The following is a 14,944-nucleotide window of genomic DNA, read 5'->3' as shown; positions in this document are numbered from 1 at the left end:
TAAACCGGATGTGCGCTGTCGAAGAGGACGGTTATCTGTTGAACGCGCTGAAAGTGCCAGCGCTGCGGGGATCAGAGCAGCTTGAACGGGATGACCAGACGGCCAGGCTCCACCTTGAGGGCTTCGACTTTCTCCTTGATCCTGGCTTCGTTCTTGCGGCTGCTGTCGAGGCGATAGACCGGGGTCTGCGACAGGAACAGGGAGAGCGACTGATTGAAGGTGGGCAGCAGCGGGGTGAGGGCGGCCCCGATATCGGCCGGCTCAGTCTTGACCGAGACCAGCTCAAGGTCGCGCAGATAGATAGCGCCCTGATCGGCTACATAGTCCGGACGGGCGCTCAAAGCAAAGCGGATCTTCATCTGCTGGCTGCCAAGGGGGCTGCTCACCTGCAGGTCGCCAGCGGCGTCCAGCTCGATGCGATCTGCTTGTTTGCGGCCGATACGGCTCTGCATCTCATCCAGACGGATCTTGCTCGACATGATGCCGGGGATCCCCAGCTGTTTTTCAAAAGAGACCTGATCTTTGAGGTACTGGTTGATTTCGGCCTCGCTGACGTTGTACTGGGTCAGGGAGCAGGCCCCCAGCAATAGGGCGAGAGGGAGTAACAACAGCTGTTTCAACATGATGGATTCCGCTTGGGCAACTATGATGGCGCTATCTTACGCGATAACGGGCGTGGAATGAGAGCCTCATACCGTGGGAAATCACGGAGTTGCTGCATTCCCGATTGTTTTTTGGTAACCGCCGGGTTCATCATCGACGGGTGAGCGGAATAGGGCCGATCAGTTGGCTGCGGGTGTGGGTCTACGCGATAACAGAGAGCGAGAAGAGCACAGAGAACAAGGAGATCGCAATGGTTCTGATGGGCAAGGTTGGCCGCAGGGCGCTGCTGTGGCTTGGCTGCATGATGGGACTCTGGAGCCCATCGCTGTGGGCCGAGGTGAAAGTGATCCCGGTCTTCGAGGCGCAGGCGGCGGTGCAGACCCTCAAGGAGATCTATCCCCAGCTTGGGGTAAGCGCCATGGGTAACCAGCTGGTGCTGAGCGGAACGCCAGCCCAGCTGCAGGAGGCCGAAGCCACGTTGGCGCAGATCAACCAGCCGCCGCAAAGCCTGCTTATCGAGTGGCGGGTGGATGGGGCTGCCAGCGGTCAGCAACTGGGGGGCTCAATCAGTCGCGACGAGGCCAAGCGGCAGTGGCTGCTCGATGGCAATGCCCAGCAGTATCAGCGCAGCCAGAACGACAGTTGGCAGGTGCGCGGGCTGTCGGGTCGTCCCGTGCTGCTGCAGATGGGCTCCTATCAGCCGGTGACCTTCTATCAGTGGAACGGGGGCGCCGTGGTGGGGATGATGCCGCTGGTGAATGGCCTCTATGCTACGGCCACCTTGATTGGCGATCGGGTGCAGATTGCGCTCAGCAGCGAACAGGCGAGGCTGGATCAGGGCACCATCAATCGTGGGCAGAGTGCCACCGAGGTCAGTGGAGCCCCTGGCCAGTGGCTGACGGTGGGGGAGCTCTCGACCAGCTCGGCAGATCAAGGGAGCCGCCTCGGTACCCAGCTACAGGGAGCGCGAGGCAGCCAGAGCGAGCGCCAGACCCTGCAGATCCGGGTCACCCGCCAATAAGTAATTCACCCTGTTTTGTCATGCCCGACTTTCTGGGAAACAGCCTGCTCGTAAGCATGTAGTCAACTGAGCTGGCCGGGTAGGAATCAGAGTCATCATCGAGTCGGGTTGAGACTGAGCGAAAACAGGGAATCTGGATTGCGAGCAGCCAAGGATGATGGGAAAGCGAGATACGTTTGAGGCAAACAACAGCAGATACGAAAAAGCCCAGCCAAAAGGCTGGGCTTTAGAATTTGGCTCCCTCGACAGGACTTGAACCTGTGACATACGGATTAACAGTCCGCCGTTCTACCGACTGAACTACGAGGGAAAAGTGGCTCCTCCTACTGGACTTGAACCAGTGACATACGGATTAACAGTCCGCCGTTCTACCGACTGAACTAAGGAGGAATTGCCTGTCTCGTCAAGACGGGGCGAATATTAATGACCAGGGCGACGGGTGTCAACCCGCGAATTTACCGAAAACCGGATTTTCGGACTGTTTGCCCAAAAGTTGCGCTTTGCGGTTTATTTTCAGCACAATCAGTCCCTTGCCATCACCGCCCCCAACCGGCCCAGGGGTTATTGGCTCGGTTCGCATCAACCTGATGATGCCAGCATGATGTCGCGAACGTGCTGGTAACCAGGCGAGGCTCAAATGGTAATCTTTGTGGCTAAAAGGGGGAGAGCTGGAGTCAAGATCGGCGATTTGGCGGTAAATGGGCCAAATCATGGGGCAGAGTGCTTTTCATTGATCCTGCCCATCGAAAAAATGGCCCGTCTGGAGTAAGGTTACGCAGGATACCATCGCCGCGTCGACAGCTCTGCCGGCCCTTGATGATGATCGGGCGCCGGATCTCTCCGGCCTTTATCTCCCTCTTCTGGTATTACGATATACATGCACAAGCAAGCCTCTTTAAATAGCGTGAAGCTCGCCATAGCCTTACGCCAGTCCTGTATTGATGAACCCTATAGCATGGCCCGCTTCGGCCGTGATCTTATCGCCGGTGTGACGGTGGGCATCATCGCCATCCCGCTCGCCATGGCGCTGGCCATCGCCAGCGGTGTACCGCCGCAACACGGTCTCTATACCGCCATCATCGCCGGTATCGTGATCGCCGTGACCGGTGGCTCCCGTTACTCCATCTCCGGCCCGACCGCTGCCTTTGTGGTGATCCTCTATCCGGTCGCCCAGCAGTTCGGGGTCGGTGGTCTGTTGATGGCGACGCTCATCTCCGGCCTCTTTCTGGTGGCGATGGGGATGGCCCGTCTTGGCCGCCTTATCGAGTACATTCCCCCGTCAGTGACGCTGGGCTTTACCGGTGGTATCGCCATCGTGATCGCCACCTTGCAGATCAAGGACTTCTTCGGCCTGAGCGTGCCCGAGATGCCGGAAACCTATCTGGGCAAGGTCGAGGCGCTGGCCGCCGCCCTGCCAAGCTGGCAGTGGGGCGATACCCTGGTGGGGGTCGCAACGCTGGCCGTGCTGCTGCTCTGGCCGCGCTTGCGTCTTCCTGTGCCCGGCCACTTGCCCGCGGTGCTGGTCGGGGTAGGTCTGGGTTTTGGCCTCCATTACTTCGGGGTGGATGTGGCCACCATCGGCAGCAAGTTCAGCTATACCCTGGCCGATGGCACTCAAGGGATGGGGATCCCGCCCATCGCACCAACTCTGGTGATGCCTTGGGCCTTGCCCGGGCCGGATGGCTTGCCGGTCGAATGGAACCTGGCGGCTATTGAGCGGCTGCTGCCTGCCGCCTTCTCCATGGCGATGCTGGGGGCGATCGAGTCGCTGCTCTGCGCCGTGGTGCTCGATGGGATGACCGGTCGCAAACACAGCTCCAACGCCGAGCTGGTGGGGCAGGGGCTTGGCAATATCTTCGCCCCCTTCTTTGGCGGCATTACCGCTACCGCCGCCATCGCCCGCTCTGCCGCCAACGTGCGTGCCGGCGCTACGTCCCCCATCTCGGGGATCGTGCATGCGCTGGTGGTGCTGGCCGCCATTCTGGTGCTGGCCCCCTGGCTCTCCTGGTTGCCGCTCTCGGCCATGGCTGCCTTGCTGCTCATCGTGGCCTGGAATATGAGTGAAGCGCACAAGGTGGTGGAGTTGATCCGTCGTGCCCCCAAATCCGATGTGCTGGTGCTGCTGGTCTGCCTGTCACTCACCGTCATTTTCGACATGGTTATCGCCATCACCTTCGGGGTGATTCTGGCCTCCCTGCTCTTTATGCGCGAAATCGCCAAGATGACCAAACTGCACGATTTGGCCGAGCACAAGCGCTATGCCCATGAGTTGCCGGACAATGGCTTGCTCTACAAGATCAACGGCCCGCTCTTCTTCGCTGCGGCCGAACGGGTCTTTGCCGAGCTGGAAGCGCAAGTGAAGGGGCACAAGGTGCTGGTGTTGCAGATGGAGGCGGTTTCCATCCTCGATGCGGGCGGCCTGTCTGCCTTCCTACACTTTGGCAAGCAGATGGCCAAAGCCGGTGTCGAGTTGCGGGTGGCCGAGTTGCAGTTCCAACCGCTCAAGACCCTGGCTCGCGCCAAGGTGCGACCGCAGCCCGGCAAGCTGGAATTCTACGGTTCGCTGGAAGAGGCGCTCAAAGGTGAACATTTGCACGAAGCGGCAGTAAATTGATTGAAAGGGATACGAAACGGCATATTTTTGGTCATTTGGTTCGGATATTGAGCAAATGAACGCAAAAAGTAAAAAATTGCATTGACCAAAAGCCATCGTATCCCTTACATTACGCCCCGTCGCCGCGGCATGGTCCGCCAGCGAATGTGCAGCTCAAGCACACAAAGCAGTGAGCAAAAATTTGGTGAGGTGTCCGAGTGGCTGAAGGAGCACGCCTGGAAAGTGTGTATACGGCAACGTATCGAGGGTTCGAATCCCTCCCTCACCGCCAAATTGAAAAGCCTTGATGGAAACATCAGGGCTTTTCTTTATATGCGATTTTTGATACGTCCTCTGCTCATCATCTCTCATGCAATCCATTACTTGAGTAATCAGATTCTTGTTGCGATGTACCCGTTTGCGATTGGCATTGATGCCAACGTGCGTTGTGATAGTGATAATCTCTTTTTTGTGCAAAATATTGCGCAGCACCTAGTTTTATCCACTTCATTTGCAATCATTAGCCACCAATAATTTTTATTTGCGCAACTTTTTGCGTGAGTGAACCTTGGTGTTTGATTGTTTTGGTTATAACCTATTGATAATAAATGAATAAAAATAATGGCATGGTCGCTGCTAAAGGTTGGTCGAGTGCTATCTCGTTTAACCAACTTATTTAGGAGCATACACATGCCAACTCCATGTTATATCAGCATCGAAGGTAAAACCCAGGGCAATATCACCGCCGGTGCCTTCACTTCCGATTCTGTCGGCAACATCTTCGTGCAAGGTCACGAAGACGAGATGCTGGTACAAGAGTTCCAGCACGTTGTCACCGTCCCGACCGACCCGCAATCCGGTCAGCCTGCCGGTCAGCGTGTCCACAAGCCGTTCAAGTTCACCGTTGCCCTGAACAAAGCCGTACCGCTGATGTACAACTCTCTGGCTTCCGGCGAGATGCTGCCGAAAGTGACCCTGAAGTGGTACCGCACCTCCGTTGAGGGCAAGCAGGAGCACTTCTTCTCCACCGTTCTGACCGATGCCACCATCGTTGACATCGACTGCCAGATGCCGCACTGCCAGGACCCGGCGAAGTCTGACTTCACCCAGCTTATCCAGGTCTCCATGGCTTACCGCAAGATTGACTGGGAGCACACCGTTGCCGGTACCTCTGGTGCTGACGACTGGCGTGCGCCTATCGAGGCGTAACGGCTCGTTTTCCTTTCTTTGTTTTAGTTCTCTAGAAGTGCTGTCCACGTGGTCCGTTTCCGTAGCACGTAGATGTTTCCCCAGCCTGATTAATCCCGCAGGCTGGGGCTTTTATGTTTTGCCATCCCCCTGTTCTGACGTTCGGTGCTGAGTGATGGCAAAGCACACAAGAGGTTTGAATTATGTGTCCCTCCATTGCACTGCTCGGTGATATCGGCACCGACCACGACGGCTTTCCACCGACCCCGGTGATAGCAGCCAGTCCTGACGTGTTCCTCGATGGTAAGCCTGTTGCCCGCCAGGGTGACCCGTTAGCACCCCACGACAAGCCCATCGCCGTCACTGGCACTGCGGTGGATTGCGGTGGTGTGGTGATTGGTTCCGGTAGCGGACAGGCAGGATAAGGAACAAGGTCATGGCACAGAGCACAGGATTACAATTTACCGTCAAGGTTGGCACACTGGTTGACAGCACCTTTGCGGTCGCAAGCTTCAAGCTGGATGAGGGCTTGAACCGTCCCTTTAACCTCCACCTTGAGGTCGCCAGCCAGCAACCGGACATCGACTTTGGCGCCGTGCTGGACCAGCCCTGTGAGTTGATGGTGTGGTACAACGGCGAGCTGCAGCGCCGGGTGTGCGGGGTGGTCAGTGACTTCGCACAGGGTGACAGCGGCTTTCGCCGTACCCGTTACAGCATTGAGGTGAAACCGGCCCTGTGGCGACTGGGGCTGCGCCAGAACTCCCGCATCTTTCAGGCGCAAAAGCCTGATGAAATCCTCAGCATCCTGTTGCAGGAGCACGGCATCACCGATCATGCCTTTGCTCTCAAGAACGAGCATGCCCAGCGGGAATACTGCGTGCAGTACCGCGAAACCGACCTCGATTTTGTGAATCGCCTTGCCGCCGAAGAGGGGCTCTTCTACTTCCACGAGTTTGAAGCGGGCAAACATCGTATCGTCTTTGCCGATGACGCGGCCGCCCTGACCGCTGGCCCCGAGCTCTTCTTCAACCTCGGCAACCGCTCGCTGGAACAAGGTCCCTATGTCCGTCAGTTCCACTACCGTGAGGCGGTACGGCCAAGCGATGTAGAGCTCAAGGACTACAGCTTCAAGACGCCGGCTTATGGCCTCTCCCACAAAAAGCAGGGTAGCGATCTCGAGCATCAGCGCGATACCTATCAGCATTTTGACTACCCGGGTCGCTACAAGCAGGACGGCAGCGGCAAGGCCTTTGCCCAGCACCGGCTCGATGCCCTGCGCAACGACGCGGTGGCGGGCAGTGGCAAATCCAACAGCGCAGCCCTCTTGCCGGGACAAAGCTTCGCGCTGACCGAACACCCCAATGGCAACCTCAATACCGACTGGCAAATCGTTCATATCTGCCATACCGGTGAACAACCGCAGGCGCTGGAGGAAGAGGGGGGCAGCGGCCCGACCGTCTACCACAACGAATTTGGCGTGGTGAAGGCGAGCACCACCTGGCGCGCTCGCATCGGCAGCCCCGAGGCCCCCCACAAGCCCATGGTGGATGGCCCGCAAATCGCCATCGTGGTAGGGCCAGAGGGGGAGGAGATTTACTGCGACGAACATGGCCGGGTGAAGCTGCAGTTCCCGTGGGACCGTTACGGCAGCTCCAACGACCAGAGCTCCTGCTGGGTACGAGTATCCCAAGGCTGGGCCGGCGGCCAATACGGCATGATGGCCATCCCGCGTATCGGCCACGAGGTCATCGTCTCGTTTCTGGAGGGTGACCCCGACCAGCCCATCGTGACGGGGCGTACCTACCACGCTACCAACCGGCCGCCGTATGAGCTACCTGCCAACAAGACTCGCACCGTGCTGCGCACCGAAACCCACAAGGGCGAGGGCTTTAACGAGCTGCGCTTTGAAGACCAGGCGGGGCAGGAAGAGATTTACATCCACGGTCAGAAAGACCTGAACGTGCTGATAGAGAACGACGCCGCCTGGCATATCAAGCACGACGAGCACCGCGATATCGACAACGAGCGGGTGACCCGCATCAAGGCCAACGACCACCTGACGGTGGAGGGTGAGAAGCGTGACCAGATCAAGGCGGACTATTCGCTGACGGTCGATGCTTCCCTGCACCAAAAGCTGGCCCAGTCGCTGCTGGTTGAGGCTGGCCAAGAGGTTCACATCAAAGCTGGTAACAAGATTGTGCTGGAAGCAGGCTCCGAGCTGACCCTCAAAGTCGGCGGCAGCTTTGTGAAGGTTGACCCCAGTGGCGTCACCCTGGTCGGTCCCACTATCAAGATGAATTCTGGCGGCAGTCCCGGCTCGGGCTCCGGTTGGGCGGGTCAAATGCCCGGCTTGCCGGGGGCGGTTAAGGTACCACCCGCACCACCAGCCACTATCCCGGCGAGCGCGATTCAAAAGAGCATGGAATCCATGGCCCCGTTGGTGAAGCCCTGCCCCTTTGCCCAGGGAGGTAAGGCATGACATTTCAAGAGTGGCGTAGCCAACACCCCGGCCAACTGTTTGCCATCGTTGATGCCGCGCTCGATACCACCGCCGTGGCGGACTACTGCAACCAAGGTGGTGCCAATGCCATCCCCTTGTTTGCCGGTACGGCCTTCGCGGACCAAGCCGAACAAGGCCCCTGGCTACTGCCCGACCCAGCTCCTGAGTTTATTGCGGCTCACCCGCAACTGGGGGGCGTCTACGTCACAAGCGATGCAGCTATCGATGTCGTCCAGCAGCACTGGCAAAGCCTGATAGAGGTGGCTTGTGAAGGTGAGGTGATGTGGCTGCGTTATGCCGATAACCGGGTCTTTCCCAAGATACTGGCCACCATGAGCCAGCAGGAACTCGATGATGTCCTGGGGCCCTGCTCAAGCCTGTGGGCCACCGACAGTGTGTGGCAACGCACGCCTGATAACGAATTCACTCCCCGCCAAGCCCCCTGGTTTCGCATTCAGCCTCACCATCTGGCGCCACTCTATGACGAAAACCGTCACGCCTACATCCTCTCTCGCCACTTTTGGCAACGGATGGAGGATATGATGGCGCGTCATCCCAATCCGGAAGCCGCCATTACCACCGTCCTCAAGCAGGCCAATCAAGCAGGGCTGGCAGGTGACGTCCTTGATGGCGTGGTGGCAGGTGCACTCACGCTACAGGCAAGCATGGCGCTGGATGCCATCAGAGCGCCGTTGATGCTGACCGATGACGAAATGGCTCAGGTGAATAACTGGCTGAACAAACACCCTGACTTGATAGGAGCAGTGTAATGGCTATCAGTGCCCACTGCATACCCTGTGAAAAGTACAACTGCTGGATTGAGATAGACGTTCGCGACGAACAGAACCGCTCGTTCAAGGGGCAAAAGGTCACCTTGACCGATGCCACTGGCACCAGCAAAACCGTGACTCTGAAAGATGGCTCAACCCTGGTTGAAGGCTTTGCGGTGGGGCCGGTGACGGTCAAGTTCGAGACCCAGCCTTGGCTCAAAGCCGCTCAATCTCGTGAAGCCCTGAAAGAGGGCGAAACCAGCCAGGTTCCCGCCTACACCGAGAAATTTTGGGGGCACTGTGACGTGAAGCGCGAGCATGTCAAAGTGACCACCGGCGACCTCTGCCTCAGCGACCCAGAACAGCCGCTACCGGAAGCGCACAAAGCCGGGGCCCAACCACCGCGCTTTATCACCAAGCACTCCTACGTGATTGAGGTGAAAGGCTATCAGCTCACCACCCTGCGTATCGGCGTGTTCTTTGATGGCACCGCCAACAACACCTTCAAGCACAGGGAAGGGAAAAGTGCATTGGAGACAGCATTGGCTCAATGCAGCCCAGAAGAGCAGCAGGTATTGCTGGAGCAGTGTTTTGAAGGGGCGTTACCTGATGGCCTCAATAACAGCGAGAAAAACGACATCACCAATATTGGCAAGGCCAGTGACCTATATCTACGTAATGACAAAGCTCCTGAGTTAAGTGTCGCGGTGTACATCGAAGGCATCGGCACGACCAAAGGTGAGGATGACGCCACCGCAGGCTTAGGGGCAGATAAGGGCCAGACCTCCAGCGCCTCCCGAGTCGAAGAGGCTTGTCGTACCCGGATTGTTGCAGAAATAAAAGAACAACTGGAGAACATACTGCCCACCATTGAGTGCATTCATAAGGTCGAGTTCGATGTGTTTGGCTTTAGCCGGGGCGCCTCTGCCGCTCGCCAGTTTGTAAACCGTATCGATAAGAAAGGGGACCACCCACTGGTGGAGGCCATGGCTGCTGACCCCGATATTCCCTTGAAGGCGGGCTTTGACTGGGCCAGTCGCGATGATGTGCGAATCCAGTTTGTCGGGTTGTTTGATACCGTGGTCAGTTCCTATCTGTGGGGTAAACGTAATGTGACGCTGGCCCCTGACTGTGCCGAGCGGGTGGTGCATATCGTTGCTGCCGATGAGTGGCGCTATCACTTTGACTTGACCCGTATCACCGACGATGCAGCAGGCACCACACTCGCGGAGAATTTTACCGAAGTGATTATTCCCGGCGCCCACTCCGATATCGGTGGCGGCTATTACAGCCGCTGGAGTTTGCGTGATCCCAACTACGCATCACCGCTGATCACTGAAAACTGCGTGATCGCGACCTTCAATACCGATGCGATGCCACATGTTCATCCCATCGATGCCCAAGCATATCGCGATGCCAGTACTTACGCCAAAATGCGGGCTGGACAAGGCTGGGCCAAAGGCGTTGTGTCTCTGGCTAGCCATAGTGATGCCACTCAGCTTGGTTATCTGAATGTGCGTCCCAGGGCTCTGGGGCCGATCACGGGCAGTCAATCAGGGGGCCATAGAAATATCTGCGTCGATGTGGTTCTGCACCGGGTGGTGGAGGGGGAATATTCACGCATACCGCTGCACATGATGGTAGAAGCGGCGCGTGATGCTGGAGTGCCTTTGAACAAGTGGGTATCACAAGGTGATAATGCTTACCGTTTGGATAGCACACTTTCGTATCCCACAGTGAACTTGGCCAAACTCGATGAGCTATGGGTTGATGTGGCCAAACGGCGCGGAGAGGTGATCAACCTGGCTCGCAGCTTACCTGACGATGTGTACCAAAAGTTGCGGCTAAGTTATTTGCACTACAGCGCTGACACTGGACTGGTCAACAAACCCAACAGAGTTGGTGACAAAGAAATCCGTAAGCTGACGGGCAATGATAAGGGAGGTTATTAATGCGCTGGATACTCTTACTGCTGCTGTTGCCATTAGTCGCAGCCTGCCAAGCAGCCCCCTCCGGTCCAAAACAACTGAACTGGCGCCATATGGTGGGCACCAATGCTGATGAATTATGGGTGACTGAGGTGCTCTTTTATCGTCAAGGCAAGTTGGTTGATGCCTCAACCAATGGGGCTCTACGCTCAGTTAGCACTAACTCGTTAAAAGAGAAAGAATACCGCTGGAGCATAGGCAAGGGTCGCAGAGATATTCACCCCGCCCCCGATCGGGTAGAAGTGGAGTGGATTTCATTCCACGATAAAAAGCGCTATCGCATTAGCCTGGCCTTGCCAGCAGAGTTGGAAAGCATGATTGCGCAACCTTATCGAATCAAGGTGAGGGATGAGTGGCGTGAAGTACGCCGAGATAACATTGGCTTAGGTATGGCCACCGGCGGTTATGTGGAAGCATTTTTAACCAACGCTAAAGTGAAGCCTGATATCTTGCTGGCTCGGGGGATTGCTAAGGAAATTCAAACCTCGCAAGACAAGGAAAATCCTGTCACCAAAGTATACAAAGAGTGGTTTGACGATTTTGACAAAGCATACGGTAATGCCTACAAGCAATATCCAGTTCCTAGCGGAATGGCTTGGGCTCCCATCATGGATGCCTACCGCGCAACTCAACCCAAGACAGATACTGACCCAGTAAGGTAATACCATGGAGGTTGAAAGTGCCGGCTAAGGGTACCAAACCAACATCACCAGATGTCCTCCCGCGGCAGCTCACGCCAGAGGAGATTGAAGCTCTGCGCCGCCGACACATTGATAATATGAAGGCGCTTGAAACCATGGATCTCTCCCATCTAGAGCAGGATGTACCAACACAGAGATGAAATATATCGTCGCATTGTTGTGGTTCAGCCTGTCATTAGTTGCCTGCGCGGCGCCACAACCTTTGCCTAAATTTGATTGGGATTATGGTACAGGCAGTAATATAGATCTTACTAAGAACACCAAGACAGAGTTCTATCTTGGAGGGAAACAAGTTTATTCCGACCGTCTGGCCGGTGGCGGAGCTGGAGGTCTACTTACCGATAGAATCAAGACGCAACGTTATTATTGGGCGGGCGGTGGTGGCCTGCCTACCGACGGTATTCCCATCCCCGATAAAGCTGTGATTGAGATGGTTTCCTTCCATGATCGCAAGCGCTACCGCATAAAGGTGGACTTGCCTGCCAATCTGGAGCAACAGATGCGCCAGGTCTACTCTGTTGAGGATCGTTATGACCGCCGTAGCTGGCTCTATTTTGGCCTAGCGCCCGGCGGCTATTTTGAGGTGTTGCTCAAGGGAGATAGGCTAAATGTTAAGCCAGATATTCTGCTTACTCGTGGTATTGCCGAAGTTGTGACCGATGATTGGTATGACCAGAGAGTACCGATTGCGCGCCAATATGGAATGGATGATTTTGATAAGAAATATGGTGAGCTATTCAAGCAATACCCAGTTCCCAATGGCATGGCTTGGGCCCCGATCATGGACGCCTACCGCGCCGCACAGCCCAAAACAGATACTGACCCGGTCCAATGATGACCTCCATGCGCTGGATACTCTTACTGGTGTTGTTGCCGCTAGTCACTGCTTGTCAGGCCGCGTCTACCCCACCCAAAAATTTGGAGTGGTGGCATATGGTTGGTTCCAACTCAGATGAACTATGGGTGACCGAGGTACTCTTTTATCGCCAGGGTAAATTGGTTGATGCTTCGACGAATGGTTCTGCCGGATTTTTTGGGGCTGAAGGGTTAAAAGAAAAAGACTATCGCTGGAGTATTTCAAAAGGGAGCCACACCACACGACCAATTCCAGATCGGGTGGAACTGGAGTGGATTTCATTTCACGACAAAAAACGCTATCGCATTAGCCTGGCATTGCCAGCAGAGCTGGAAAGCATGATTGCACAACCTTATCGCATCAAGGTGAGAGATGAGTGGCGTGAAGAACGTCGAGATAACATTGGCTTAGGTATGGCCACCGGCGGTTATGTGGAAGCATTTTTAACCAACGCTAAAGTGAAGCCTGATATCTTGCTGGCTCGGGGGATTGCTAAGGAAATTCAAACCTCGCAAGACAGGGAAAATCCTGTCACCAAAGTATACAAAGAGTGGTTCGACGATTTTGACAAAGCATACGGTAATGCTTACAAGCAATATCCTATTCCCAGTGGTATGGCTTGGGCTCCCATCATGGATGCCTATCGTGCCGCGCAACCCAAGACGGATACTGACCCTGTGCAATGATGACTTGTACGCGCTGGATTCTCTTATTGCTGCTGTTGCCGATAGTCGCAGCCTGCCAAGCCACTCACTCCGGGCGCCTACCTAAAATAGTGTCCGGATTTAGTCGACCACTACACAGCACATAAGTCGGCGGATTTCGTTGAACTGCTGGCGGTTGTAGCCGACGAGCTTGCAGACTTTGCTGACATTATTGAGCTCTTTGGCGAGCTCTAGCAGACGGCGTTTCCGACGTACTACATTCTCGTTGGTGGTCATACGTTGGCTCCGGATAATACGATAGGCGTACCATTTTATTATCCGGTTAGAAGCCGTATGACCACCCCCTTGTTGAACCATAGTCAGATGAATAGTATCTCTACACGTGCAGCGCCAGCCGATATTGTCTCAACGTCATCATTGGACGCCCTGCGATATCATCGACAAACATTATTACCTTGGGAAAAGCCTTAGTTCAAAGTAAGACCGGCATCAACAATGAAATCCTGGCCAGTACAGCCATTAGACTCGTCAGAACCGAGGAAGAGGGCCATGCGAGCACAATGTGAGCCATCGAGACGGAATTTGAGTGCTTGCAGTTCGACAAACTGGTTCACCGCGGCAGGGTCGAGTTGCGCCCACATCGCATCCTGTTTTGGGGTGCGTATGGCGCCTGGTACAAGGCTGTTAACCCGAATGCCTCTTGCGCCCAACTCCTGCGCCAGGGTACGGGTGAAACCATGGATGGCGGCTTTTGACAGGGAGTAGCAGACTCTCCCGGGGCGACCCCTCATCCAGTTGATGGATCCCATATTGATGATGCTGCCGCTCCCTTTTTGCTCCATGCCTGGCAGCACGGCTTGGATCGCAAACAACTGGTGACGCAGATTGATATTGATGCGGTTTTCGAAATACTCCTCGGTCAGATCCTCAATTTTGTGGTGATCATCGCTGCCCGCGTTGTTGATCAGGATATCGACACAGCCCAGCTGTTGTTCAATAGTCGTAAAACACGCTTTGAGCAGAGTCAGGTCGGTGACATCGCAAAACAGAAACAGGCAGTCAAGCTCATGCGCGAGTGCTTCGCCTGCTGATTTATCAAAATCGAGGAAGGCGACTTTGGCACCCTGGCTGACAAAGGCGCGCACCAACTCTTCGCCAATGCCACTGGCGCCACCTGTGATAACGGCGACCTTGCCGGCAATAGAGTGATATTGTACTTGCTGGGAATAGTTCATAACTGCTCTCCGTGAGTCATAGATTGAATTCATCTGGCAACATTAGAAAAAGTATTTAACACCAATGCGGATCCGGTATGCTTCTGCATCATAGGCAATATTTCTATCGTACCACTGTAATTCCAGATAAGGCATCCATTGTGGATTGATTCGATAACGGGTTTGACTGGTTAGCTCCCAGTGATGGTCTTTCCCATTAGCACTATTGAAATTGTTAACACGAGAAAAATAGTGCGATTCAAAAGTATGGGTCAAGGCTGACGTTATTTTATTGACAATATACAGTGCATATTCATTGGTGTCGTTATTATCGCCATAACCATCAAGATCCGTAGTTAGATAATTTTGATGATTGTAACGGTATCGTGCAATAACGGAAAAGTTATCGGTAAAGTTGTACTTTCCATCCAGATACGCAGAGCCACCAGAGCCAGAGCTAGAGGCGTTAACCAAACCACCGGCATTGACCGAGAGTTTGGTGGTTAAATTTAATAGCGGATACCATCCCTCAATTTCGTTATAACTGTGCTTTAGTTTGTCTAGTTTCTCGGTGTTATACGCATTGCTGGCCATAATCCCGGCACCAGAGTCCCAGTTATAGCCGAGTCGCAACAATAACTCATGTTGGTCGGTAGCAAAGTTAAATGCCTCACGGCTTTCAAAATAACCGCCCGCGAAAGCTGCGTTGCAGCATATAAGAGGGATTAAGCATATTTTGGGGTGGATACGCATAGTGATTGACTCGCCAATGGTAAGTTGATATTAAATCGTGCAGCGATTGGCATGAGGTAAATTAATTACCTCATGCGATGGTTTTTATCAGC

The 14,944-nt window shown here is 54.9% G+C and carries 13 protein-coding genes, 3 tRNA genes and 1 pseudogene; 11 read left to right on the top strand and 6 right to left on the bottom strand.

The genetic code is table 11. The features are described 5' to 3' along the window. Positions 1-71: 71 nt before the first annotated feature. Positions 72-623, bottom strand: coding sequence for a lipoprotein (locus tag G5171_RS07385; RefSeq protein WP_005337065.1), 552 nt, complete (start codon positions 621-623; stop codon positions 72-74). 281 nt (positions 624-904) lie between these two features. On the opposite strand from G5171_RS07385, the gene G5171_RS07380 reads away from it, so the two are divergent. Beyond that, the gene (locus G5171_RS07380) at positions 905-1,624 is read left to right on the top strand and encodes a hypothetical protein (RefSeq protein WP_394374037.1); all 720 of its coding nucleotides are present in this window, start codon (positions 905-907) and stop codon (positions 1,622-1,624) included. Between the two features lie 234 nt (positions 1,625-1,858). On the opposite strand, the gene G5171_RS07375 is transcribed toward G5171_RS07380, so the two are convergent. Both G5171_RS07375 and G5171_RS07370 read right to left on the bottom strand, forming a co-directional pair. Continuing rightward, positions 1,859-1,934: transfer RNA gene (locus tag G5171_RS07375), tRNA-Asn, on the bottom strand. A gap of 4 nt (positions 1,935-1,938) precedes the next feature. Continuing rightward, positions 1,939-2,014: transfer RNA gene (locus G5171_RS07370), tRNA-Asn, on the bottom strand. 487 nt (positions 2,015-2,501) lie between these two features. Between G5171_RS07370 and dauA the strand changes: the two genes are divergently transcribed. The 10 genes from dauA to G5171_RS07320 all read left to right on the top strand — a co-directional run bounded on the left by dauA (position 2,502) and on the right by G5171_RS07320 (position 12,906). Continuing rightward, on the top strand, positions 2,502-4,238 hold the full coding sequence (gene dauA, locus G5171_RS07365) for a C4-dicarboxylic acid transporter DauA (RefSeq protein WP_421260017.1): 1,737 nt from the start codon (positions 2,502-2,504) through the stop codon (positions 4,236-4,238). 183 nt (positions 4,239-4,421) lie between these two features. Further along, a tRNA-Ser gene (locus G5171_RS07360) sits at positions 4,422-4,509 on the top strand. 398 nt (positions 4,510-4,907) lie between these two features. Then, complete coding sequence (gene hcp1 / locus G5171_RS07355) at positions 4,908-5,426, top strand: type VI secretion system effector Hcp1 (protein ID WP_005332563.1); 519 nt, start codon at positions 4,908-4,910, stop codon at positions 5,424-5,426. Between the two features lie 182 nt (positions 5,427-5,608). Continuing rightward, the gene (locus G5171_RS07350; protein ID WP_421260016.1) at positions 5,609-5,830 is read left to right on the top strand and encodes a hypothetical protein; all 222 of its coding nucleotides are present in this window, start codon (positions 5,609-5,611) and stop codon (positions 5,828-5,830) included. 11 nt (positions 5,831-5,841) lie between these two features. Next, positions 5,842-7,884 (top strand): type VI secretion system tip protein VgrG, encoded by a 2,043-nt coding sequence (locus tag G5171_RS07345; protein ID WP_337072925.1) that lies wholly within the window; start codon positions 5,842-5,844, stop codon positions 7,882-7,884. Next, positions 7,881-8,675, top strand: coding sequence for a DUF4123 domain-containing protein (locus tag G5171_RS07340; protein ID WP_337072924.1), 795 nt, complete (start codon positions 7,881-7,883; stop codon positions 8,673-8,675). Before G5171_RS07345 ends, G5171_RS07340 begins: the two co-directional genes overlap by 4 nt. Next, complete coding sequence (locus G5171_RS07335) at positions 8,675-10,627, top strand: phospholipase effector Tle1 domain-containing protein (RefSeq protein WP_421260015.1); 1,953 nt, start codon at positions 8,675-8,677, stop codon at positions 10,625-10,627. The genes G5171_RS07340 and G5171_RS07335 overlap by 1 nt, the downstream gene beginning before the upstream one ends. Next, on the top strand, positions 10,627-11,325 hold the full coding sequence (locus G5171_RS07330; protein ID WP_216978952.1) for a DUF2931 family protein: 699 nt from the start codon (positions 10,627-10,629) through the stop codon (positions 11,323-11,325). Before G5171_RS07335 ends, G5171_RS07330 begins: the two co-directional genes overlap by 1 nt. 175 nt (positions 11,326-11,500) lie before the next feature. Beyond that, complete coding sequence (locus G5171_RS07325) at positions 11,501-12,199, top strand: DUF2931 family protein (RefSeq protein WP_421251249.1); 699 nt, start codon at positions 11,501-11,503, stop codon at positions 12,197-12,199. 8 nt (positions 12,200-12,207) lie between these two features. Then, positions 12,208-12,906 (top strand): DUF2931 family protein, encoded by a 699-nt coding sequence (locus G5171_RS07320; RefSeq protein WP_421251250.1) that lies wholly within the window; start codon positions 12,208-12,210, stop codon positions 12,904-12,906. Positions 12,907-13,032: 126 nt separating this feature from the next. Here G5171_RS07320 and G5171_RS07315 read toward each other — a convergent pair. The 3 genes and pseudogenes from G5171_RS07315 to ompL form a co-directional block, all read right to left on the bottom strand. Beyond that, positions 13,033-13,161 (bottom strand): annotated as a pseudogene (locus tag G5171_RS07315) (IS481 family transposase); the annotation flags it as partial. 191 nt (positions 13,162-13,352) lie between these two features. Continuing rightward, on the bottom strand, positions 13,353-14,120 hold the full coding sequence (locus G5171_RS07310) for an SDR family NAD(P)-dependent oxidoreductase (protein ID WP_421251251.1): 768 nt from the start codon (positions 14,118-14,120) through the stop codon (positions 13,353-13,355). Positions 14,121-14,162: 42 nt separating this feature from the next. Continuing rightward, a complete protein-coding gene (ompL, locus tag G5171_RS07305; RefSeq protein WP_421260014.1) occupies positions 14,163-14,852 on the bottom strand; it encodes a porin OmpL in 690 nt (229 codons plus the stop codon). Positions 14,853-14,944: the final 92 nt, after the last annotated feature.

Source organism: Aeromonas sp. 600774, from assembly GCF_049175075.1.
Lineage (GTDB): Bacteria > Pseudomonadota > Gammaproteobacteria > Enterobacterales > Aeromonadaceae > Aeromonas > Aeromonas veronii_A.
This window is presented reverse-complemented; position numbering and strand designations above follow the sequence as displayed.

What these genes read in the sequence shown, in the direction of transcription:
- G5171_RS07385 (WP_005337065.1), bottom strand. Translation starts at nt 623, where the DNA reads ATGTTGAAACAGCTGTTGTTACTCCCTCTCGCCCTATTGCTGGGGGCC.
- G5171_RS07380 (WP_394374037.1), top strand. Translation starts at nt 905, where the DNA reads ATGATGGGACTCTGGAGCCCATCGCTGTGGGCCGAGGTGAAAGTGATC.
- dauA (WP_421260017.1), top strand. Translation starts at nt 2,502, where the DNA reads ATGCACAAGCAAGCCTCTTTAAATAGCGTGAAGCTCGCCATAGCCTTA.
- hcp1 (WP_005332563.1), top strand. Translation starts at nt 4,908, where the DNA reads ATGCCAACTCCATGTTATATCAGCATCGAAGGTAAAACCCAGGGCAAT.
- G5171_RS07350 (WP_421260016.1), top strand. Translation starts at nt 5,609, where the DNA reads ATGTGTCCCTCCATTGCACTGCTCGGTGATATCGGCACCGACCACGAC.
- G5171_RS07345 (WP_337072925.1), top strand. Translation starts at nt 5,842, where the DNA reads ATGGCACAGAGCACAGGATTACAATTTACCGTCAAGGTTGGCACACTG.
- G5171_RS07340 (WP_337072924.1), top strand. Translation starts at nt 7,881, where the DNA reads ATGACATTTCAAGAGTGGCGTAGCCAACACCCCGGCCAACTGTTTGCC.
- G5171_RS07335 (WP_421260015.1), top strand. Translation starts at nt 8,675, where the DNA reads ATGGCTATCAGTGCCCACTGCATACCCTGTGAAAAGTACAACTGCTGG.
- G5171_RS07330 (WP_216978952.1), top strand. Translation starts at nt 10,627, where the DNA reads ATGCGCTGGATACTCTTACTGCTGCTGTTGCCATTAGTCGCAGCCTGC.
- G5171_RS07325 (WP_421251249.1), top strand. Translation starts at nt 11,501, where the DNA reads ATGAAATATATCGTCGCATTGTTGTGGTTCAGCCTGTCATTAGTTGCC.
- G5171_RS07320 (WP_421251250.1), top strand. Translation starts at nt 12,208, where the DNA reads ATGCGCTGGATACTCTTACTGGTGTTGTTGCCGCTAGTCACTGCTTGT.
- G5171_RS07310 (WP_421251251.1), bottom strand. Translation starts at nt 14,120, where the DNA reads ATGAACTATTCCCAGCAAGTACAATATCACTCTATTGCCGGCAAGGTC.
- ompL (WP_421260014.1), bottom strand. Translation starts at nt 14,852, where the DNA reads ATGCGTATCCACCCCAAAATATGCTTAATCCCTCTTATATGCTGCAAC.